Source organism: Ramlibacter sp. PS3R-8, assembly GCF_037572435.1.
Classification (GTDB): Bacteria; Pseudomonadota; Gammaproteobacteria; order Burkholderiales; family Burkholderiaceae_C; genus Ramlibacter.
Map to the genome: position 1 here is coordinate 41078 of NZ_JBBHGT010000001.1, position 20900 is coordinate 61977.

Consider the following 20900-nt stretch of genomic DNA (forward strand, 5'->3'; position numbering starts at 1 on the left):
GAGGCAATCTTTTTGCCTCCGGCGCGACGCGGACACCCTGTCCGGGTCGCGAACCCAGACGGCAGCGACCGGGTCGCGCCGTCAGCCCGGCAGGCTGCTGGAAGGCGCCTGGCCGGGCTTTCTATTTGGGGAAACGCGCCGTGCCCCGGGCATCCCGTTTCGCGGCGAGAATACGGCCCTTGCCCCCGCATCCGGGGGCTTTCCTTTCCCCCTTTCGAACGACTTGCAGTGAGCTCCTTGAAAACCCACGACACCCAGGCGCTCGACGCGCTCACCAAGGGTGCCTTCTCCGCGCCAACCTCCGGCGAGCGGGCCGCCCGCGTGCGCGAATGGCTCGCGACCGAGCCCGCCGCCGAGCAGATGCAGGAGGTGTTCCGCGAGCTGAGCGCCCGCGACAAGGGCGCGGCCCGCCTGTTGCGCGAAAAGCTCGACGAGATCAAGCGGGCTAAAGGGCAGGAGGCCATCGCCGCGGAGTGGGCGGAGAAGGCGCGCGGCCTGCTGTCGCAGCCGCGCCTGAACATCGCCGACGCCATGGCCTGGCAGCGCGATGCGGCCAAGGCCGGCGCGCCCCTCAGCCGCGAGCCGCTGGCCGGCGTCAAGACCGAATTGGCCGATCGCATCAAGGGCATCGAGGACCTGCAGACGCGGGTGCAGGTGCAGCGCGAAGCGGCGGTGCTGCTGGCGCAGCGCATCGAAGTGCTTTCCACCAAGTCGTGGCGCGACGCCCAGGCCGCGGCCGACGCGCTGCGCACCGACGTGCCGCAATGGCAGGCGCAGGCGCAGGCCCTGCTCGAAGACCCGAACTGGGGCAGCGTCGAGCCGCGCTTCCCGCCCCTGCTCGACGCTTCGCGCGGCCAGCTGCAGGTGGTCTGGGACGCCTTCCAGTCGGCGCTGGCGCAAGCCGTCGCTGCGGCGCAAGACAGCCAGGCTGCGCTCCCGCCGGTGCCGGTGTGGGCCGAGGAATTGCGCCAGGGCCGCGGCCACCCGCCGGAAGCGGTGGCCAGGCCCGCGCGCCCAAAGGCGGATCCGGAGCAGCGGGCGCGGGCCAACCAGGCCGTGACCGAGGCGCTGGCGAAAGTCGAGCAGGAAGTGGCCCAAGGCCACGGCAAGGCCAGCGCGGGCGCGGCCAACGCCCTGCGCAATGCCTTGAAGGAACACGGCAAGCTGGTGGACGACAAGCTGGAAGCGCAGGCGCATGCCGCGCTGGGTGCGGCGACGGAGCTGGAAGGCTGGCAGCGCTGGCGCGCCGACCAGCTGCGCCAGGAGCTCGTTGCGAAAGCGGAAGCACTGTTCGAGATGGTGCCGGTGCGTGGACCCAAGGGCCCCCGAGCCGCGAACCGGACACCGGCCGCAACGGAAGCCGCCGCCGCCCAACCGCAGGAGGCGCTGGAAGGCCAGCTCGAAGCCAAATCGCCGGTGCTGGCCGAGAGCCAGCCCGCTCCGGAAGGCGCCGCGGTGGCCGAGGCGTCACCTGCGGCGCAACCAGCGCCTGCACCGGAAGCTGCGGCCGCATCGGAAGCCGTGACTGCATCGGAGGCCGCATCGGCCCCGGCCGTTGCCAGCGTGCGCAAGCCGCGCTATGGCGGCCGCAAGATGCAGGAGACGCTGCGCAGCCTGCGCGACCAGTGGAAGCAGGTGGACCAGGGTGGCCCGCCCAACCACGCGCTGTGGAAGCGCTTCGACGAAGCCTGCAACGAAGCCTACAAGGTGGTGCAGGAGTGGCTGGATCGCGTCAAGTCGGAAGCCGCCGAGCATCGCGCGGCCCGCCTCGTGCTGATCGAAGAGGTCAAGGCCTGGGCGGCTGCGCATCCCGAGCCGCAACAGGGCGACTGGAAGGCGTTCAACCGTGCGCTGCACCAGTTCGGCGACCGCTGGCGCGACGCAGGCCACCTGAGCGAAAAGGCATTCGCGGAGTTGCAGCCGCTGTGGAAAGAGGCCATCAACCAGGCGGCCGCGCCGCTGGAGCAGGCACAGCAGGCCAGCATCGAGCGCCGCAACGCCATGATCGACGAGGCACGCGTGCTGGGCGAGGCGCCCATGCTGCGCATCGACGCGGTCAAGTCGCTGCAGCAGCGCTGGCAAGCCGAGGCGCAGACGGTGCCGCTGGAGCGCAAGTTCGAACAGAAGTTGTGGGATGCATTCCGCAAGCCGATCGACGATGCCTTCAACCGCAAGACGGTCGAGCGCGAGAAGGCCGCCGCTGCCATGAGCGGGCGCGACCGCGCGGTGCTGGACGCATCGCGTGCGGTGGAGGAAGCCACCGCCAGCGGTGACGCCCAGAAGATCCGCACCGCGATGGCGGCGCTCGAACAGGCGCTGCGGGCGCGCGATGATGAACAGGCGGCCGTGGCTGCCGCTGCGCCTGCGCCCGTTGCTGCCGCGGCTGCACCCGCGACCGCATTGGAGGAGGCCGGCGAAGGCGAGGGCGCAACGGAGCCGGTCACGGCCGAGGGCGGCGCCGAAGCAGCGGCGGCCGCCGCACCCGCACCGGCACCCAAGGCGCCTCCCAAGCCGGTGGTTGCCGCGCGCCGAGCCGATGACCGACCCGGTGGACGCCGGCCGGAGATGCCGCCGTCCAGGCCGGGTGGCAAGTTCGATTCGCGGCGCCCGGGCGCGCCCGGCGGCCGCGACGCGCGGGACGGCCGGGGCGGTTTCGGTCGCGACCGCGACGACCAGCGCGAGGACCGCGGTCCTCGCCTGGGCGATGCCGCCTTCCGCGCCCAGCGCGACGCGCTGGAGCACGCGCAGGCCGCCTTGCGCAAGCTGGCGGCGCAGGCGCATGGCGAGGCGCTCACGTCGTTGATGACGGCGTGGGAACAGCGCTCCGCCGAGCAGGTGCCCAGCCACCAGGAGCTTGGCAAGGTGGTCAGCACGCAGGTGCGCACGGGGTGGCTGCAGGCGCTGGGCAAGGCGCCCGGCGGCGACGCCTCCGAGGCGCTGCTGCGCCTGGAGATCGCGGCCGACGTGCCGACGCCGGCGGAGCAGATCACCGCGCGCCGCGCCTTGCAGTTGCAGTTGCTCACGCGCCGCAACGACCCGTCGCCGCAGGAAACCTGGGGGGCGGACGTGGCGAAGGTGCTGGCGACGGCGTACGAGGCCGGCGCCGCGCGCCGGATGCAGAACGCGTTGAAGGCGCTGCTGCGCAAGTAAGGGCATTCATCACCGGGGTTCGCCTGCGGGCTCACCCCGGCCTACGAAATCCCGGCATCGATGCGGAGATCCGTACGCCGGGTTCATGCGGCGATCGGTACGCCGGGTCCATGCGGCGATCCATACGCGGGGCCCATGCGGCGATCCGTACGCCGGGTCCATGCGGCGATCCGTACGCCGGGTCCATGCGGCGATCCGTACGCCGGGTCCATGCGGCGATCCGTAGGCCGGGGTGAGCCCGCAGGCGAACCCCGGTGATCAGTCGCTGCGCAGATAAAAGCTGTCGAACAGGGCGGTCAAATCCGGAAAGTCCTGCGTGAACCGCTCGCGGTTCACGAAGTAGGCCTCGCACGCCACCGGGAAGAATTCGTCGATCGCCTCCGCGCCATAGCTGTCCAGCCACGGCTGCTCGCCGCCGAAACGCTCGGCGATCACTACGGCCTCGCGAAAGCGCTCGTAGTTCGCCTGCAGCACCGCGAGCCACGCGGTTCGCGCCGCGCGCGTAGGCAGCGGCGGGCAGCCGTCGGCGGCGCCGTCGCGCAAGTCGATCTTGTGCACGAACTCGTGGATCACCACGTTGAAGCCGGCCTCCGCCGCCAACCCGGCGGCGGCCACGTCGCGCCAGTTCACCATCACCGGCCCGCCCTCCATCATCTCGCCGGCAAGCACTTCGTCCCAGTCGTGGACCACGCCGTCGTCGTCCACGTGCGTGCGGCGCGCCACCACTTCATCCGGATGCACCACCACCGTCACGAAGTCGTCGTACCAGGAAAGGCCCAGGTGCAGGATCGGCAGCACCGCCTGTGCCGCGATGGCAAGCGCGATTTCGTCGGTGATCACCAGCCCGCCGGCGCCGTGGAATTCCTTGTCGGCGAGGAAGCGTGCGGAGAGCGCGCGCAACCGCTCGCGTTCTTCGGCACTGCGTTGCGCCAGGAAGGGGTAGCGGGCCAGCGTGGCATGCCACAGCGCGTCCGGCAGGGCCGGCCCGCCGCGGCGCCGGCGCAGCCAGTTCCAGATCACGCCAATCCGATGCGGCGGACGTCGCCTTCGCGCGTGATGCGCAACGCTTCCAGCCGGGGCGGCACGGCGTTCGCGTCCCAGTCGCTCAGCACGATGCGGCGGTGCGTGCCGTCCAGTTCATGCTCGCGCGGGCGGTGCGTGTGGCCGTGCACCAGCACCGGCGCATCGGCCGCCGCCAGCCATTGCAGCGCGGTGGCGGTGTCGACGTCCGCGTAGTCGCGCCCGCCTTGCTTGAGTTGCTCGCTCTCGTTGCGGACACTGCGGGCCATGGCCTGCCGCGTGGCCAGCGGCTGGGCCAGGAATTGCTGCTGCCAGCGCGCGTCGCGCACTTGGGCGCGGAAGGCGAGGTACGCATGGTCGTCGATGCACAGCGCGTCGCCGTGCGACAGCAGCCAGCGCCGGTCGCCGAAGGTGAACACGGTGGGATCGTCCACCAAGGTCATGCCGGTGGCCTGCGCCAGCCCGACGCCCACCAGGAAGTCGCGGTTGCCGACCAGGAAGAAGAGGGGAAGCCGCTGCGCCGTGGCGCGCAACACCGCTGCGCAGTCGGCCTCGAAGCCGGCCTGCTGCGCCACGTCGTCGCCGACCCAGGCCTCGAACAGGTCGCCCAGGATGAACAGCGCGTCGGCGCCAACGTTCGCCATGTAGCGGCGCCAGGCCTCGAAAGTGGACGGCTCCGCGGCCTGCAGGTGCAGGTCGGAGATGAACTCCACCGCGCGCCAGCCGGGGCCGGCGCGCAGTTCCTGCGCCTGCGGCGTGTTCAGACCACGACCGCCTTTTCGACCACCACGTCCGTCTTCGGCACGTCGCCGTGGCCGCCGCTGTTGCCGGTGGGCACGCCCTTGATGCGGTCGACGACGTCCTGGCCGCCGACCACCTTGCCGAAGACCGCGTAGCCCCAGCCCTGCGCCGTGGGCGCGGTGTGGTTGAGGAAGGTATTGTCGGAAACGTTGATGAAGAACTGCGCCGATGCCGAGTGCGGATCGGAGGTGCGAGCCATGGCTACCGTGTACTTCGTGTTCTTCAGGCCGTTGTTGGCCTCGTTCTCGATCTGCGCGTCGGTCGGCTTCTGTTTCATGCCGGGGGCGAAGCCGCCACCCTGCACCATGAAGCCGTCGATGACGCGGTGGAAGATGGTGCCGTCGTAGTGGCCCTTCTTCACGTAAGCCAGGAAGTTGGCGACCGTCTTGGGCGCCTTCTGTTCGTCCAGCTCCAGCGTGATCACGCCGCCGCCGGCAATGTGCAATTCGACCTTCGGGTTCATTTCCTGTTTTCCTGTTTAACGGACGAGCGTGGCCGAGTTGATGACCACGGGCACCACCGGCACGTCGCCGTGCATGCCGCTGCGGGCGGTCTGCACGCCCTTGATCTTGTTGACGACGTCCATGCCACTGACCACGCGGCCGAACACGGTGTAGCCCGGGGCGTTGGGCCCCGGCGGGTCGAGCGTTCGCGTGTTGTCGGCGACGTTGATGAAGAACTGCGCGGTGGCGGAGTTGGGATCGGCGGTGCGCGCCATCGCCACCGTGCCGAGTTCGTTCTTCAGGCCCTTCGCGTAAGCGTCGCGGCCTTCGTGCGCAACCGGGGGGCGCGTGCTTTTCTGGGCCATGTTGCGGTCCATGCCGCCGCCCTGGATCATGAAGTCGTTGATGACGCGGTGGAAGACGGTGCCGTCGTAGTGCTTGTCGCGCACGTACTGCAGGAAATTTTCCACCGTCTTCGGCGCCTTGTCGGGATACACCTCGACGACGATGTCGCCGGCGCTGGTGGCGAACTTGACCTTGGGCGCATCGGCGGCCCAGGCGGGAGCGGCCAGGCAGGCGCCCAGCAGGAGGGCCGCGGCGCGGCGCGAGAACGAAACCATCAACCGATCACTCCTTCGAAGAAGATCTTCCAGTTGGCCCCCTGGCGCACCCAGTACTGGCGCTTCACGGGGCCGGTGCGGTCGCCCATGGCGACCTCGCCAAAGGTTACCACCCTGGTGTCTGCAGAGTCGGTCCAGCGCAGCACCGAAAGGTCCTTGAGCTCGATGTTCTTGCCGCGCGCCTTGCCGAGTTCCACCTGCAGCATCGGCGTCCATTCGGCCAGCGTCTTGCCGTTGATGGCGAAATCGGGCGCGTAGAAGGCCAGCAGGCGGTTGACGTCGCCGCTGGCCTTGGCCCCGCGCCACGCCTGCAGCACGTCGTGGAAGTGGCGGGCGTCGGCCTGCATGCCGGCCGGTGCGACCCAGCGCAGCGACGGCGCGATCACCACCGGCGTGGTGCGAACCTCGACGGTGCGGATGATGCGCTGCAGGTCCGGGTTGGCCAGCACCACGCAGCCGTCGGTGGCCTTGGGCGCGCGCGAGAACTGCTCGGGCGGCGTGCCGTGCAGCCAGATGCCGCGCCCGGTCTTGCCGCGGCGCGCATCGTACGGGTTCGGGTAGTTGATCGGCAGGGCGCCGGCGCCGTAGAAGTCCTTCAGCGACTTCGGGTCGAGGTTGCTGGTGATGAAGTACACGCCCAGCGGCGTGCGCAGGTCGCCTTCGGCCGTCTTCTCGGTGCCCAGCTTGCCCACCGAGACGTAGTAGTCGGCGATGAGCTTGAGTCCCTCGGGGCCGTTCTCGAACAGGTACAGGCGGGCCCGCGACGTATCGATGGCGATGGCGTGCTTGTTCTTCGCCGAAAGCTGCAGGAACTGCGCCGGGATGACGCCGGCCGGCGGCCGCTCGCGCAGCGCGCGGATGCGCAGCTGCGATTCCTCGCGCAATTCGGCCAGCGCCGGGCCGGCGGCCTGCGCATGCTGCTCCGGTACGTCGCCGAGCGTCCGCACCGGGCGCAGTTGCGCCATCAGCAGGTCGCCGTACACCAGCTGCGCCAGCGTGAAGTTGGGGTGGTCCTTGACCAGCGCCTCGGCGCGGGTGAGGGCCGTGCGCGTCTGCGCCTGGCCGATCAGCTTGTAGATCTCGATCAGCCGCGCCTCGGTCTCGCCATCACGCACCACGGCAAGCGCAGGCGATGCGGCCTTGCGAGCCTGCGCATGCGGGGACTTGCGGGATGGGCCGTTGGCGAGGGCAGCCGGGACGGCCGCGACGCAGCACAGGGCCAGCAGCGCCCGGGTCAACAGGAGGGAGAGCCTGGGAAGGTTCAACTGCGCAACCATCGCCTGGGGCCGGGCGCGCCGTCAGGCGCCCGTGCTTTCTCGCACGATGGTCCAGCGCTCGCCGTTGCGGACCAGTTCCAGCGTCTTGCGGCTGGTGACGTTCAGGGAGTCGGCGCTGTACCCCTGGCGGAAACGGGCGGTGGCCTTGTTGCCGTGGACCGAGACGTTCAGGTCGGAGATGTTCACCGCGATCTTCGACTTGCCGACGATGCGCGCGCGCCGGTCGGCCTCCCAGGCCTGGCGGCTCTGGCTGCCGGGCGGGTCGAATTCCTTGCCGTAGGCGCCCAGGTAGCCGGTCATGTCCTTCGCGGCCCAGGCGGCGGCCCAGGCCCGAACGGCGGCTTCGACCTCCTTGCTGGACGCGGCCGGTGCAGCCGGTGCGGCAGCGCTCGCGGCGGCCGCTGCCGGTGCCGGCGCTGCCGCTGCCGCTGGAGCACCGGTGACGGGGCCAGCGGCGGTCGGCGCGGCGGTGGCCGGGCGCGCGGGAGCAGCGGGGGCGGCCGCGGGCGCAGGCGCGGCGGCCACGGTCGTCGGGCGACCCGGCGCCGCGACCGGGGCCGTGGCGACCACGGCGCCCGGGCGGGCGGCGGCCGCGCCGGAGCGCGCACCTGGCGAGAACAGCTCGCGGATCAGGCCCAGCTTGGGTTGCACGGCGGTGTTGGTGGCATCGAGCTGCAGCGCGCGGCTGTAGGCCTGGCTGGCCAGCTTGGCGTAGACGTCGCCGAGGTTTTCGTGCGCCGTCGCGTAGCTCGGATTGGTGCGGATGGCCATTTCGAGCGCGGCGCGCGCCTTGTCGAACTGCGCCTGGCCGGCATACAGCACGGCGAGGTTGTTGTACGGTTCCGGCAGCTCCGGGAAGTCCTCGGTGAGCTTCTGGAAGGTGGCGATGGCGTCGGCGGTGCGGCCGGCTTCCGTCAGCACCACGCCCCTGATGAAGCGCATCTGCGGGTCCTTGGGCTTGCCCGCGAGATACTGGTCGGCCTTGGCCAGGGCTTCGGCGTGCCGGCCGGTGCGCAGCAGCTGGTTCACGTCGCCGTACTCGTCGGCGCGCGCCGCGCCGGCCGCGAACAGGGCGGCCGCCAGGACCGCGAGGCCCAGCGTTTTCGGGAAAATCGTGCGCGCAAGCTTCATGAGGTCTCTCGGATCCACGCTGGTGGTATGCCCGGAAGCGGGGCTATATACTGCGGCCGATTGTAGCCGTGGCCCTGCCTTGCGGCTCAACTCTTCTCCCTCAGAACAACACCCATCCCGCCGCCTCCAGGCGCCGCCGGCGGCTTCGAGATTCCAATGAGCCTGCGCATCTACAACACGCTCACGCGTGCGCTGGAGGACTTTTCCCCACTGGAACCGGGCCAGGTGCGCATGTACGTGTGCGGCATGACCGTCTACGACCTGTGCCATGTCGGCCACGCCCGCGCCAATATCGCCTTCGATGTCGTGCAGCGGTGGCTGAAAGCGTCGGGACTGAAAGTGTCGTTCGTGCGAAACATCACGGACATCGACGACAAGATCATCCGCAGGGCCGTCGAAAACCGCGAGACTGTGCGGTCCCTGACCGACCGGATGATCGCCGAGATGTACCGAGACTTCGACGCGCTCCACATCGAGCGGCCCACCCACGACCCCCGCGCCACGGACTACGTCCCCCAGATGCTGGACATCGTGCGCAAGCTCGAGGGCAAGGGCCTGGCCTATCGCGCCGAGGGCGGCGACGTGAATTACGCGGTGCGGCGCTTCCCCGGCTACGGCAAGCTCTCGGGCAAGTCGCTCGACGAACTGCATGCGGGCGAGCGGGTGGCGGTGCTGGAGGGCAAGGAAGACCCGCTGGACTTCGTGCTGTGGAAGGCCGCCAAGCCGGCGGAGCCCGCCGACGCCATCTGGGACAGCGGCTACGGTCGTGGCCGCCCCGGCTGGCATATCGAGTGCTCCGCCATGGCCTGCGCGCTGCTGGGGGAAACCTTCGATATCCACGGCGGCGGCGCGGACCTGCAGTTCCCGCATCACGAGAACGAGATCGCCCAGAGCGAGGGCGCCAACGGCGTGCCGCTCGCCAGGGTGTGGATGCACAACGGCTTCGTCAACATCGACAACGAGAAGATGTCGAAGTCGCTCGGCAACTTCTTCACCATCCGCGAGGTGCTGCAGAAGTTCGACGCCGAGACGCTGCGCTTCTTCGTCGTCCGCGCCCATTACCGCAGCCCTCTGAACTACAGCGACGTGCACCTGGACGACGCCCGCGGCTCGCTGAAGCGCCTTTACACGGCGCTGGACCTGGTGGCGCCGGCGCCGGTGGCGATCGACTGGAACGATCCGCACGCCGCGCGCTTCCAGGCGGCGATGGACAACGACTTCGGCACGCCGGATGCGGTGGCCGTGCTGTTCGAGCTGGCGGCGGACGTCAACCGAACGCGTTCAGCGCAGCGCGCGGGGCTGCTGAAGGCGCTGGGTGCGACGCTGGGCATCCTGCAGGGCGACCCCAAGGCGTTCCTGCGCGCCGGCGCTGTCCTGGACGAGGCGACGATCCAGCAACGGATCGACGCCCGCGCCTCGGCCAAGAAGGCCAGGGACTTCGCCGAGGCCGACCGCATCCGCAAGGAGCTGCTGGAGCAGGGCATCGTGCTGAAGGACTCTCCCACCGGCACCACCTGGGAGGCGAAGTCTTGACCACCGCGGGGGAGGCTCCTGGGGGACTGGTCACGCCCGAATACTGGGACGACGCCCGCAAGTACCTGACGCGCAAGGACCGCGTCATGAAGCGGCTCATCCCGCAGTTCGGCACCGCCTGCCTGCAGTCGCGCGGCGATGCCTTCATCACGCTGGCCCGCAGCATCGTCGGCCAGCAGATCTCCGTGAAGGCGGCGCAAAGCGTATGGGACCGGTTCTCGGCGCTCCCGAAGCGCATGACCCCCGCGAGCGTGTTGAAGCTGAAGATGGACGACATGCGCGGCGCGGGCCTGTCGGCGCGCAAGATCGAGTACCTGGTGGACCTGGCGCTGCACTTCGACTCCGGCGCGATCCACGCCGATGCGTGGGCCGGGATGGGGGACGAAGAGATCATCGCGGAGCTCGTGGGCATCCGCGGGATCGGGCGGTGGACCGCCGAGATGTTCCTGATCTTCCACCTGATGCGGCCCAACGTGCTGCCGCTGGACGACGTCGGCCTGATCGCGGGCATCAGCAAGAACTACTTCTCCGGCGAAGCGGTGAGCCGCAGCGACGCCCGGGAAGTGGCCGCGGCCTGGAACCCGTATTGCTCGGTCGCGACTTGGTATATTTGGCGATCGCTCGACCCGCTGCCCGTGGCCTACTGACCGCGGCGCCGCGCCAGGGCGCAAAACAAGAGGAACACAAGTGGCGAAACGGACCTTCCTGGATTTCGAGCAGCCCATTGCGGAGCTCGAGACGAAGATCGAGGAACTGCGCTACGTGCAGACCGAGTCTGCCGTCGACATCTCGGACGAGATCGAGCAGCTGGGCAAGAAGAGCCAGCAGCTCACCAAGGACATCTACAGCCAGCTGTCGCCGTGGCAGATCACCAAGATCGCGCGCCACCCGGAGCGGCCGTACACCATGGACTACATCAACGAGGTCTTCACCGACTTCGTCGAGATGCACGGCGACCGCCACTTCGCCGATGACCTGTCCATCGTCGGCGGGCTGGCGCGTTTCAACGGCACCCCGTGCATGGTGCTGGGCCACCAGAAGGGCCGCGACACGAAGGAGCGCGCACTGCGCAACTTCGGCATGAGCCGACCCGAGGGCTACCGCAAGGCGCTGCGCCTGATGAAGACCGCCGAGAAGTTCAAGCTGCCGGTCTTCACCTTCGTCGACACGCCCGGCGCCTATCCCGGCATCGACGCCGAGGAGCGCGGCCAGTCGGAGGCCATCGGCCGCAACATCTACGAGATGGCGCAGCTGGAAGTGCCGATCATCACCACCATCATCGGCGAGGGCGGCTCGGGCGGCGCGCTGGCGATTTCCGTGGGCGACCAGGTGCTGATGTTGCAGTACTCGATCTATTCGGTGATCAGCCCGGAAGGCTGCGCGTCGATCCTGTGGAAGACGTCGGAGAAGGCGCAGGATGCCGCCGAAGCGATGGGCATCACGGCGCACCGGCTGAAGGCGCTGGGCCTGATCGACAAGATCGTCAACGAACCGGTGGGCGGCGCCCATCGCGACCACAAGCAGATGGCCGCGTTCCTCAAGCGCGCGCTGAACGACGCCTGGCGCCAGCTGAGCGACCTGAAGGTGCGCGAGCTCCTGGAGCGGCGCTACGAGCGGCTGCAAAGCTATGGCCGCTTCTCCGACACCAAGGCCGAAGCCAGCTGAGCCCCCGGGCAATCCGGCAGCGGCCGCGCTTGCCGGGCTGGACCTGCCGCTGCCCCTGGCCGTCGCGTACAGCGGCGGCGCCGATTCCACCGTGCTCCTGCTCGCCGCCGTGCAACGCTGGCCCGGACAGGTGCAGGCCATCCACATCCACCACGGTTTGCAGGATGCCGCCGATGCGTTCGCGCAGCACTGCCGCCAGGTGTGCGCGGCGCTTGGCGTGCCTTTGCAGGTGAAGCGCGTGCAGGCCGGCCACGCGATGGGGGAGAGCCCGGAAGATGCGGCGCGGCAGGCGCGCTACCCCGCGCTCGCGCGGGCAGCGCGGGACGCCGGACTGCAGGCGGTGTTGCTGGGCCAGCATGCCGACGATCAGGTGGAGACACTGCTGCTGGCGCTGAGCCGCGGCGCCGGCCTGCCGGGCCTGGCGGGGATGCCGCCGGTGTTCCAGCGCGATGGCGTCTTGTTCGTGCGGCCGCTGCTGGCCGTGGGCGCGCGCGTCATCCGCGAATGGGTCGGGCAGCACGGCGTTGCCGTCGTCGAAGATCCGACCAACGCGGACATCGCCTTCACGCGCAATCGCATCCGCCATCTGGTGCTGCCCACGCTGGAAGAAGCCTTCCCGCATTACCGCGAGACCTTCGGCCGCTCGACCCGCCATGCCGCGCAGGCGCAGGAGCTGCTGGAGACGGTGGCGGTCGAGGACCTCGCGCGCATGGGCGGCGTGCCGGGCATCACGGCCTTGCAACAGATGCATCGCGCGCGGCAGGGCAACGTGCTGCGGCATTGGTTGCGCACTGCGCATGCGGCGAACGCGAGCGCCGCGCAATTGGAAGAATTGCTCGACCAGGTTGCCGACTGCAAGACCCGCGGTCACCAGATCCGGATCAAGGTCGGGAACGGGTTTGTCGAGCGGGTGCTGGATCGACTCAGCTTTGTCCAATAGGGTTGGGGCGCGCTGGTCGGTGAACGCAGAGTGCGCAGAGGTTACGCAGAGGGAAGGCAAAGAAGAATTCCTTCTGGGTTTTTTCTGCGCACTCTGCGTACCTCTGCGTCCTCCGCGTTCACAGGCCTCGGATCGCGCAGCCCCTCGCAGGAGGCCACAGCCCCGCTAGGTATAATCCCGCAGTCCTTCGCGCAGTCGCGCCAGCATTGGCGAGCACTGAATCGCCCCCCGGCTCGCACGAGCCCCTCTCATCCCCGGTTCCGATGGCACTGATCGTTCACAAATACGGCGGCACGTCGATGGGCTCGACCGAGCGCATCCGCAACGTCGCCAAGCGCGTCGCCAAATGGGCGCGCGCCGGCCACCAGATGGTGGTGGTGCCCAGCGCCATGAGCGGCGAAACCAACCGCCTGCTCGGCCTCGCCAAGGAAGTGGCGCCCGTGAAGACCGACGACGCCGTGCAGCGTGAACTCGACATGCTGGCCTCCACCGGCGAACAGGTCTCCGTCGGCTTGCTCGCGCTCGCGCTGCAGGCCGAGGGCATGCCCTCCGTCAGCTACGCGGGCTGGCAAGTGCCGATTCGCACCAACAGCGCGTACACCAAGGCCCGCATCGAATCGATCGACGACGCGCGCGTGCGCAAGGACCTCGACGCCGGCAAGGTGGTCATCATCACCGGCTTCCAGGGCGTCGACGGCCTGGGCCACATCACCACGCTGGGCCGCGGCGGCAGCGACACCTCCGCCGTGGCCGTGGCTGCGGCGCTGAAGGCGTCCGAATGCCTGATCTACACCGACGTGGACGGCGTCTACACCACCGACCCGCGGGTGGTGCCGGAAGCGCGCCGCCTCACCACGGTGAGCTTCGAGGAAATGCTGGAGATGGCCTCCATGGGGTCCAAGGTCCTGCAGATCCGCTCGGTCGAATTCGCGGGCAAGTACCAGGTCCCGCTGCGCGTGCTGTCCAGCTTCACCCCGTGGGACATTCCCATCGCGGAAGAAGCGGTCTCCGGCACGCTGATCACTTTTGAGGAAGACGAGAAAATGGAACAAGCCGTCGTTTCGGGCATCGCGTTCAATCGCGACGAAGCCAAGATTTCCATCCTGGGCGTGCCCGACCGGCCCGGCATCGCCTACCAGATCCTCGGTGCGGTGGCGGACGCCAACATCGAGGTCGACGTGATCATCCAGAACGTCAGCCACGACGGCAAGACGGACTTCAGCTTCACCGTGCACCGCAACGACTATGCGCGCACCGTCGACGTGTTGAAGAGCAAGGTGGTGCCTACCCTGGGCACCGACCGCGTGGAGGGCGACACGCGCATCTGCAAGGTGTCCATCGTCGGCATCGGCATGCGCAGCCACGTGGGCATCGCCTCCAGGATGTTCCGCGCGCTGTCGGAAGAGGGCATCAACATCCAGATGATCTCCACCAGCGAGATCAAGACCTCGGTCGTGATCGACGAGAAATACATGGAGCTGGCGGTGCGGGCGCTGCACCGGGCTTTCGACCTGGACCAGCCGCCCGCATGAGCCCGCTTGGGGCATAATCCGGGCACCGGAGCGGTGACCGAGTGGCCGAAGGTGCTCCCCTGCTAAGGGAGTATGCGGGCAAAAACCTGCATCCAGGGTTCGAATCCCTGTCGCTCCGCCAGGACAATCCCCCGTTAACGTGCATCTCAGTACCGTTAGCGTGCAGCGGAAAAGCTCCTACTGCCCGTGAAGGTCCAAGCCGCCGGCGACGGCGACCTCAGCGACGGCGGTGGGCTGCTGCTGCGCATCCGTGGCGCTTCCTGGTCGTGGGTCTTTCGGGATGAGCAGCCAGTCACGAACTACACCTGAACGCTGGTCTGATCAGCGCCATCCGTGAAGTTACCTACTTGCGTGACTACAGGTGCAGTCACGTATGCTGGGCAAATGGACACGAGCTTTTTGCAACCCTGGGAGACACAGCCTTTTTCGTGGCAGGTGCCCTGATTCTTGCTGGTGTCGCTGTCTTTTGCGTACGCCGGTGGCGCGCGCGGCGGCCTCGATCCGACCTTCGAGACTCATCGATTTCGACCTTGGTGTTTCCGCCTGAATCGAAGCTCCATTAGGGCGCGGGGAGTTGGCGAGAGCAACGCTAGAAAAAGCATACGGTATCGACTTGCCTCCGCTAAGGTGACGTGCGTTCGTTACCAGAGCCTCGGCGACCGCCCGCTTGGTACTGCTGTCATGCTGCGGGCGCAACCCCATGCTGGAGCACGCTGCCGAAGTCCTGGATCTCGCGTTAAACCATCTCCCTAATCGACGAAATCATGCAAACCATCAATCCCGAAGACCTTCCGCAACCCGCCGGCCCCTATTCGCAGGCCACGCTGGTGCACGGCCCCGGCGAATGGCTGCATGTCTCCGGCCAAGTGGGCATCGATGCGCAAGGCGCTACACCCGCTGACTTCGCGGAGCAGGCGGAACTGGCGTGGGGCAACGTTGCGCGCGCGCTGCGCGGGGCGGGAATGGACATGCAGCATGTGGTGAAGACCACCACCTATCTGGTCGACCGACAGGACATTCCGGTGATGCGCCCAATCCGCATTCGGCATCTCGGGGCGAGCCGACCCGCTTCCACGCTGGTGCTGGTACAGGGGTTGGTGGACCCGTCGTGGAAGATCGAAGTCGAGGCTGTGGCTTTTCGTGCCAGGCACGGCGTCCGCTGAAATGTCTCAGGTCAAGAGGGAGAGCGTACGACCCCGGCAGCCGTCACCTCCAAAGCCCCGGCCTTGGAGCCCTCGTATCGGATCAAAGCGATAGAGCGGAGCGGGGATCCCTGGCGCGGGCGGCACGCAGCGGCTGGCAAGAGTGCTCGAAAAAGGACGCGCGCTGCAACTCGTTCGGTGCCGAGTGTGAACGACTGACGACTCATGGGTTACCTCAAACCATGCTGCAACTGACACGCCCAAGCGGTCCCATGTCCGCCTGGATGGTGTCGCCTGCACTGACCGGCACCATGGGCCCGAGGGCGCCCGAGAGAATGACTTCGCCGGCCCGCAGTCCCTGGCCGCGGGCGGCCATGGTCCTGGCCAGCCAGTAGGCCGCGCGCAGTGGATGGCCCAGGCAGGCGGCGCCAGTGCCACTGGAGGCGGGTTCACGGTTCTTTGTCATGCTCATCGCGACCTCGCCCAATTGCAAGGCGCCAAGCGCCACCGGCTGATCACCGAGAACGAAAAGGGCGGACGACGCGTTGTCCGCGATCGTGTCGACGAGCGTGATCTTCCAGTCGGTGATGGCGCTGTCCACGATTTCAATCGCCGGCAGCACTTGCGAAACACATGCCAGGAACTCGGACCACGTGGGCGCTGCGCCCGCCAGATCGCGCCCCATGATGAATGCAACCTCAGCTTCCACCTTGGGTTGGATCAGGCGCGCCATGGGGACGTCCTGCCCGTTCAGGTACTCCATGTCGTCGAACAAGACGCCGAAGTCCGGCTGGTCTACACCTAGCTGCTTCTGGACGGCCAGGGAGGTGAGGCCGACTTTTTTCCCGACGATGCGGCGCCCCTCTGCCAGCCGAGCTTGGGTGTTGACCGCGGCGACGGCATATGCCTCCTCGGCGCCGGCAATACCATGCGTTTCCGAGATGCGGGCAATGGTCAGACGCTGTGCGCGCGCACGGCGTAATGCCTGTGCGGCGTCCTGAACTGCAGTGGGGCCTGTCATGGTGTCTCCTGTAGGGGGTTGGATGAAGATTTCGCCGTCACGCCCACAGGCAGGCTGGATGCGAATCGGGGTGACTGCAGCATGGCTATCGGCGATGCGAATCGCTTGGGCGCCGCTGCTCACGAGGGGCTGCGTCCCAACCAACTCATGGCATTGGCGCTGCGCAGCAGGTCGAGAGCCGCCGTATCCAGGCCAAGCCCAACGAGGCGGGCGGCTGGGTCCGGGTCCATGATGCTGAATGGGTAGTCAGATCCCGCCAGGACCTGCGTGATTCCGAACACGTCGATGAGCCTGTGGATGGTGGCTGCGTCGTAGACCAAATCATCGAAATACATCTGCCGCGCCGATTGCAACGGATTGAGCGGGATGGCTTGGCGAATTTGGGGTAGGGCGTGCCAGGCATGCTGCAACCGGGGCAACAGCGTACTGAGCGTGCCGCCGCCATGGCTGAACGCAATGCGCAGTCCAGGCACTCTGGCGAATGTTCCGCCGGTGATCATCGATGCTGCGGCGAGCCCGGTTTCGCTCGGGAAAGCCAGTACCTGTTCAAGCGACGCAGGGCCGACGAGCCGGTCCATTGCGACGGGTCGCAAAGGGTGAACGAAAACCGCCGCGTCCAACTCAACGGCCGCCTGGAAGAAGGGAAGAAATCGGGGGTCGCCGATCACATTGCCATTGACGTTGCCGGCAATCTCCACCCCATGCAGACCAAGATGCCGGACAGCATGATCCAGTTCGGTGATGGCCATGTCCACGTCCTGCAGCGGCACGGCGGCCAAGCCGAAGAAGTGTTGCGGCGAGTCGGCCACCATCGCGGCAATGGTTTCGTTGAGGAAGCGACACATGACGGCCCCGTCCTCGGGCTCCAGCCAGTACGAGAGCAGTTCCGGCATAGGCGACAGCACTTGGCGCGAGATCCCCATGCGGTTCATGTCTGCACGGCGTTGCGCGCAATCCCAGCATTGATGGGACACGGTCCTGTAGACCGATCCCGAGACCATCACGTGCCGATGACAGCCTTCTGCCGAAGCCATGGACGGCCATGGCGCGCCAAAATGCCGACCAATGTATTCCGGGAAAGATTCCGGAACGATGTGGGTATGGACGTCAATCATTCCGTCCAGGCCGGTATTGACGCCGCGCAACCAGCTTGCGGGACGATGCCGCGCTTGTTGAAATTCTTGTTCATCGTCGTCGTTCCCACTTTGAACTGCCTGGTCGGAATCACGCGGACCGGTATACCGTGAAGACCTTGTTGGAATTGAAGATGTGCGTCTCGGTGAAGCTCGACCACTCGGGTTGCGATCCCAATGCCTCCATGGCGCCCAGTAAAGGACACCAGTTCAGCAACTCCTGCTGGCCAGCGGCCTCAAAATCTTCCGTGGTATTGCGGCGCCAGGTGGTGAAGTCGTTCGCACGGAGTGCGCGATACAGCTCGCGGTCCGCCGGGGTGTCAGGCCGCAGGCGCCACGTGCGGTCGCACAGGAAGGCGTGCGACCAGCTCGAAGAGGCGATCAATGCCACGCGCCACGGCGAGTCTCGCAGGATCTTGGCGCTCGCCGCCCCCATGTCCATGCAGCGCGCGGGGGAAGGACCGGGCGGGTCGTAGTCCATCTTGCTGCCGAAATCCGTCATGAAGCCGCGGGCGGAGATCACTTTGCGGCCATAGCAGTTGATGGGCACCGTTACGGTCGGATAGTCCCAGCCGACCCGGTCATAGTCCAAATAGAGAATCGCGTTGGTAAAGGCGTGCGCCAGGCTTTCGTGGTGCAGTGGCTTGTAGGCATAGGACATGTCGAAGCCTGCATTGATCAGCCCGCCGACCAGGTGCTTGGCAATGTCGCGACGGCCCTTGAGGCGGTAATGCTTGTCAGGCCCCTCACCCCAGACGTTCGGCTTGCCTTGCATGATCGACGAACCCTGCGCGTGCTTCCAGGGGTACACATCCATATCGTCATAGGCGCAGACAGTGAACGGCGGAATGATGTCTTCCTTGAAGTTTTCGTACTGGTCATCGCCCCAGATCAGCACGAAGTCGGGATTGAAGTCGTCGAGCGCCTTGCGGACCTTGCGAAACTCTCCAACCAGCGCTTCGCGGTGCCGCGCCGCCGCCTTCAGCCCCAAGTCCGTGCTCCATTCGGCCTGCATTGCCTCCGGCCAATTTTCCGGAGCTTTCACGTCGGCGGGGATGCCCGCGTCCTTCAGCGTCAAGCGAAGGATGCCCGACATCATTTCGTCGGGAAGACATAGGGGCGGGTAATGCGAGAGGCCCAATCCGAGAATTTCCGCCATGTTCGTCTCCAGAAGCGATAAGGTCTGGGCGCAGCGCGCTCAGGTGATACGGGACTTCTTTTCGCTGGCCCGCGAGGCTTTGTCGCGGTGCTGCTCGTCCTCTATGGAGAGAACGAGTTCCTTGAGCAGAGCGACCAGTTGCAGTCGCTTTTCACGCGAAAGCCCGTGCATGAGCCGCTCCAGCCTTCGCCAATGGCTTGGCACGTGCTCCGCCAGGAACTCGCGCCCTTTTGGAGTCAGCACGGGCAGAACGGACCGCAGGTCCTGCGCATTCAGCTCTCGCTTGATCAGGCCGCGCTCGACCAGTGAGTTGATGTTGCCCGACAGATTGTTCGGCTTGACGACAAGCATCGAAGCAAGCGCGCCCATGGTGGTCGGCTTACCGGTGCGTTGCAACGTCATCAGGATGTTGAACTGCAGCGGTGTGAGACCGATTGCGCCGACCTCATCGGCCTGGTCCCGGTCCAATACGGCGAAGGTGCGGTAGAGGCTGAGCAGAACCCACAGGGCGCTGCCGTCCAGAGCCCTGTCCAGAGCCGCACTTACCGCGACCTGATCAGCCAGATTCAAAGGGTCAACAGCAGCGGGTTCCAGGGCGCCATCAACCCTTGCGGAGGGACCCAATCTTCTAGTCATTTGCTTCATTCAATGAAGAAGTTATTTTGACTGGAGGACCGCCTTATGGCAACTCGAAGACGAAAAATACTCATAAGGGTAAACCTCACTGCTTCGAAATCACCGAGCTAATAGATCAGAAAATGAACTACTTCTCAGTGCAGTCAGACGCCTTGTGCAAGCCTGCGTCACGGGAGCCGGCGAAGCCGAGCATCGCGCAGCCCAAGCCGGCGACAACGAACAGGGGCGCCACGCCGTGCCAGCCACTGCCGCTCGCCAGAGCAGCGGCGCAAGGCGGCCCTGCCAACGTGCCGATGTTCGACGCCTGGACCACGAGGCCGTTCACGGCGCCCAGGTTCTGGTGGCGCGCTGCGACTGCTGGCACAGCGGCGTAAATGGAGCCGGGAAGGATGCCACCGAAGAAGGAAAGCAGCGTCCCGAGGCCGATCACGGCGCCAGCTGGCGGCATCAGGGCAAATACTGCGAATCCGGCCGTCGACAGCGTGGCCGTGGATACCAGGACGAGCATCGCCAAAGGCGTGCCTCGCTGCAAGAGCCAGCCACCGGCAATGTTCCCTGGTGCATTCACCACAATCATCAGGGCCACCGCTCCGCTCACCTCCGCAAGACTCATGCCCTGCTCCAGCAGGTAGGTTGGCATCCACACCATGAACGCCATCCATTGGAAGGTGTACAGGCCGAAGGTCGCGGCGAGGCACCACGGCGTGTGCACGTGCAACCCGCGGAGCAAGCTGGCGCCCTTTCCATCGACGGCAGCGCGCGTTCCGGCGCCGGGAAAGCGCCGCCAGATGACAAGCAGCAGCACGGCCGCACCCGCCACGCCGATCCACCAGCCGCCTTGCCAGCCAAGTGCGGGCAGTGACCACGGCGCAATTGCGAGCATCAGAGTCATCCCGGCGGCCGTATAGGCACTCCAGATGCCAAGCGCGAGGCGCTGACTGCCGGGCGCAACTGCCTCGCGCACCAGGACCGGCGCCGCTACCACGATGCACACAAAGCCGAATCCTTCAATGACGCGGGAGATGAACAACATCGGCAGACCGTCGGCAATGAGCCCGAGCAGTGCGCCACAACCCAGAAAGGCGATTCCGGCCTTCAGCAGCGTGCGGCGGCCGAGCCGGTCCGCGACGAGGCCCGTCGCAAGTCCTCCACAAGCGGCAATCAGGTTGAAGATTGAGGCGATCCATCCCATCTGCACAAGCGATGCGCCGAAGGCTTCCCGCAGTGCCGGGATGGCGGGTGGCAGCTTGCCGATCTGGGTAGCAGCGAATACGCCGCAGACCAGCACCAAGGCAGCCCGTGGCCAGCCGGAGGATCCGGTCGTCATCAGCTGTCGTCGACCGGGCCGGATGCGGACGCGATGCGGAGGGCATCGCTAACGACGACGTGAACTGCGCCGTCCTGAACGGTCACCCGGTACGTCCGGATCGCCTCAGTGCATGGACTAGCCGTCGGCGCTCCCGAACGGATGTCGAAGCGGCCAAAGTGCCAGGAGCATTCCACTTGGCAACCATCGATGATTCCTTCCTCCGTAAGCGAGGCAGCGCCGTGCGAACAGCGGTCGTCCGTGACGTACACCTCACCATCGATCAGGTAGATGGCAACGCGGTGTCCGTCTGGGAGCCGGCCGCCCGTGATGGTGCCCTCTTCGAGTTCGTCGAGGCGGCAGAGGTGGTGCAGTTCGGCACTCATCAAGT

At 67.0% G+C, this 20900-nt stretch carries 20 protein-coding genes and 1 tRNA gene; 9 read left to right on the forward strand and 12 right to left on the reverse strand.

What is annotated here, in order from left to right:
• The first annotated feature begins 228 nt into the window (after window positions 1–228).
• The gene (locus WG902_RS00210) at window positions 229–3150 is read left to right on the forward strand and encodes a DUF349 domain-containing protein (RefSeq protein ID WP_340057860.1); all 2922 of its coding nucleotides are present in this window, start codon (window positions 229–231) and stop codon (window positions 3148–3150) included.
• 258 nt (window positions 3151–3408) lie between these two features.
• On the opposite strand, the gene WG902_RS00215 is transcribed toward WG902_RS00210, so the two are convergent.
• Genes WG902_RS00215 through WG902_RS00240 form a run of 6 tightly spaced genes read right to left on the reverse strand, consistent with a single transcriptional unit; the run spans window position 3409 to window position 8442 of the window.
• The gene (locus WG902_RS00215; protein ID WP_340059406.1) at window positions 3409–4167 is read right to left on the reverse strand and encodes a M90 family metallopeptidase; all 759 of its coding nucleotides are present in this window, start codon (window positions 4165–4167) and stop codon (window positions 3409–3411) included.
• Window positions 4167–4883: a UDP-2,3-diacylglucosamine diphosphatase gene (locus WG902_RS00220; RefSeq protein ID WP_340057861.1), complete on the reverse strand. Its 717-nt coding sequence runs from the start codon at window positions 4881–4883 to the stop codon at window positions 4167–4169. Before WG902_RS00220 ends, WG902_RS00215 begins: the two co-directional genes overlap by 1 nt.
• 47 nt (window positions 4884–4930) lie before the next feature.
• Window positions 4931–5434 (reverse strand): peptidylprolyl isomerase, encoded by a 504-nt coding sequence (locus WG902_RS00225; RefSeq protein ID WP_340057862.1) that lies wholly within the window; start codon window positions 5432–5434, stop codon window positions 4931–4933.
• Between the two features lie 15 nt (window positions 5435–5449).
• A complete protein-coding gene (locus tag WG902_RS00230; RefSeq protein ID WP_340057863.1) occupies window positions 5450–6034 on the reverse strand; it encodes a peptidylprolyl isomerase in 585 nt (194 codons plus the stop codon).
• Window positions 6034–7299, reverse strand: a complete 1266-nt coding sequence (locus WG902_RS00235) for a L,D-transpeptidase family protein (RefSeq protein ID WP_340057864.1) — start codon at window positions 7297–7299, stop codon at window positions 6034–6036. Before WG902_RS00235 ends, WG902_RS00230 begins: the two co-directional genes overlap by 1 nt.
• Before the next feature lie 33 nt (window positions 7300–7332).
• Window positions 7333–8442, reverse strand: a complete 1110-nt coding sequence (locus WG902_RS00240; protein ID WP_340057865.1) for a L,D-transpeptidase Cds6 family protein — start codon at window positions 8440–8442, stop codon at window positions 7333–7335.
• 156 nt (window positions 8443–8598) lie between these two features.
• On the opposite strand from WG902_RS00240, the gene cysS reads away from it, so the two are divergent.
• The 8 genes from cysS (at window position 8599) to WG902_RS00280 (ending at window position 15275) form a co-directional block, all read left to right on the forward strand.
• Window positions 8599–9975: a cysteine--tRNA ligase gene (cysS, locus tag WG902_RS00245; protein WP_340057866.1), complete on the forward strand. Its 1377-nt coding sequence runs from the start codon at window positions 8599–8601 to the stop codon at window positions 9973–9975.
• Window positions 9972–10622: a DNA-3-methyladenine glycosylase family protein gene (locus WG902_RS00250; protein ID WP_340057867.1), complete on the forward strand. Its 651-nt coding sequence runs from the start codon at window positions 9972–9974 to the stop codon at window positions 10620–10622. The genes cysS and WG902_RS00250 overlap by 4 nt, the downstream gene beginning before the upstream one ends.
• A 40-nt stretch (window positions 10623–10662) precedes the next feature.
• The gene (locus WG902_RS00255; RefSeq protein ID WP_340057868.1) at window positions 10663–11640 is read left to right on the forward strand and encodes an acetyl-CoA carboxylase carboxyltransferase subunit alpha; all 978 of its coding nucleotides are present in this window, start codon (window positions 10663–10665) and stop codon (window positions 11638–11640) included.
• Complete coding sequence (gene tilS / locus WG902_RS00260) at window positions 11603–12580, forward strand: tRNA lysidine(34) synthetase TilS (protein WP_340057869.1); 978 nt, start codon at window positions 11603–11605, stop codon at window positions 12578–12580. The genes WG902_RS00255 and tilS overlap by 38 nt, the downstream gene beginning before the upstream one ends.
• 263 nt (window positions 12581–12843) lie before the next feature.
• Window positions 12844–14112: an aspartate kinase gene (locus WG902_RS00265; RefSeq protein ID WP_340057870.1), complete on the forward strand. Its 1269-nt coding sequence runs from the start codon at window positions 12844–12846 to the stop codon at window positions 14110–14112.
• A gap of 27 nt (window positions 14113–14139) precedes the next feature.
• A tRNA-Ser gene (locus tag WG902_RS00270) sits at window positions 14140–14233 on the forward strand.
• 65 nt (window positions 14234–14298) lie between these two features.
• Window positions 14299–14421: a hypothetical protein gene (locus tag WG902_RS00275; RefSeq protein WP_340057871.1), complete on the forward strand. Its 123-nt coding sequence runs from the start codon at window positions 14299–14301 to the stop codon at window positions 14419–14421.
• A gap of 455 nt (window positions 14422–14876) precedes the next feature.
• Window positions 14877–15275, forward strand: coding sequence for a RidA family protein (locus tag WG902_RS00280; protein ID WP_340057872.1), 399 nt, complete (start codon window positions 14877–14879; stop codon window positions 15273–15275).
• A 214-nt stretch (window positions 15276–15489) separates the two neighbouring features.
• On the opposite strand, the gene WG902_RS00285 is transcribed toward WG902_RS00280, so the two are convergent.
• The 6 genes from WG902_RS00285 to WG902_RS00310 form a co-directional block, all read right to left on the reverse strand.
• Complete coding sequence (locus tag WG902_RS00285) at window positions 15490–16275, reverse strand: 2-keto-4-pentenoate hydratase (RefSeq protein WP_340057873.1); 786 nt, start codon at window positions 16273–16275, stop codon at window positions 15490–15492.
• Window positions 16276–16394: 119 nt separating this feature from the next.
• Complete coding sequence (locus WG902_RS00290; protein ID WP_340057874.1) at window positions 16395–17390, reverse strand: amidohydrolase family protein; 996 nt, start codon at window positions 17388–17390, stop codon at window positions 16395–16397.
• Window positions 17391–17499: 109 nt separating this feature from the next.
• Window positions 17500–18567 (reverse strand): hypothetical protein, encoded by a 1068-nt coding sequence (locus WG902_RS00295; protein WP_340057875.1) that lies wholly within the window; start codon window positions 18565–18567, stop codon window positions 17500–17502.
• A 39-nt stretch (window positions 18568–18606) separates the two neighbouring features.
• Window positions 18607–19212, reverse strand: coding sequence for a MarR family winged helix-turn-helix transcriptional regulator (locus tag WG902_RS00300; protein WP_340057876.1), 606 nt, complete (start codon window positions 19210–19212; stop codon window positions 18607–18609).
• A 118-nt stretch (window positions 19213–19330) separates the two neighbouring features.
• On the reverse strand, window positions 19331–20530 hold the full coding sequence (locus WG902_RS00305) for an MFS transporter (RefSeq protein ID WP_340057877.1): 1200 nt from the start codon (window positions 20528–20530) through the stop codon (window positions 19331–19333).
• Entirely contained in the window at window positions 20530–20895 is a 366-nt protein-coding gene (locus WG902_RS00310) for a non-heme iron oxygenase ferredoxin subunit (protein ID WP_340057878.1), read from the reverse strand. Before WG902_RS00310 ends, WG902_RS00305 begins: the two co-directional genes overlap by 1 nt.
• Window positions 20896–20900 lie beyond the last annotated feature (5 nt).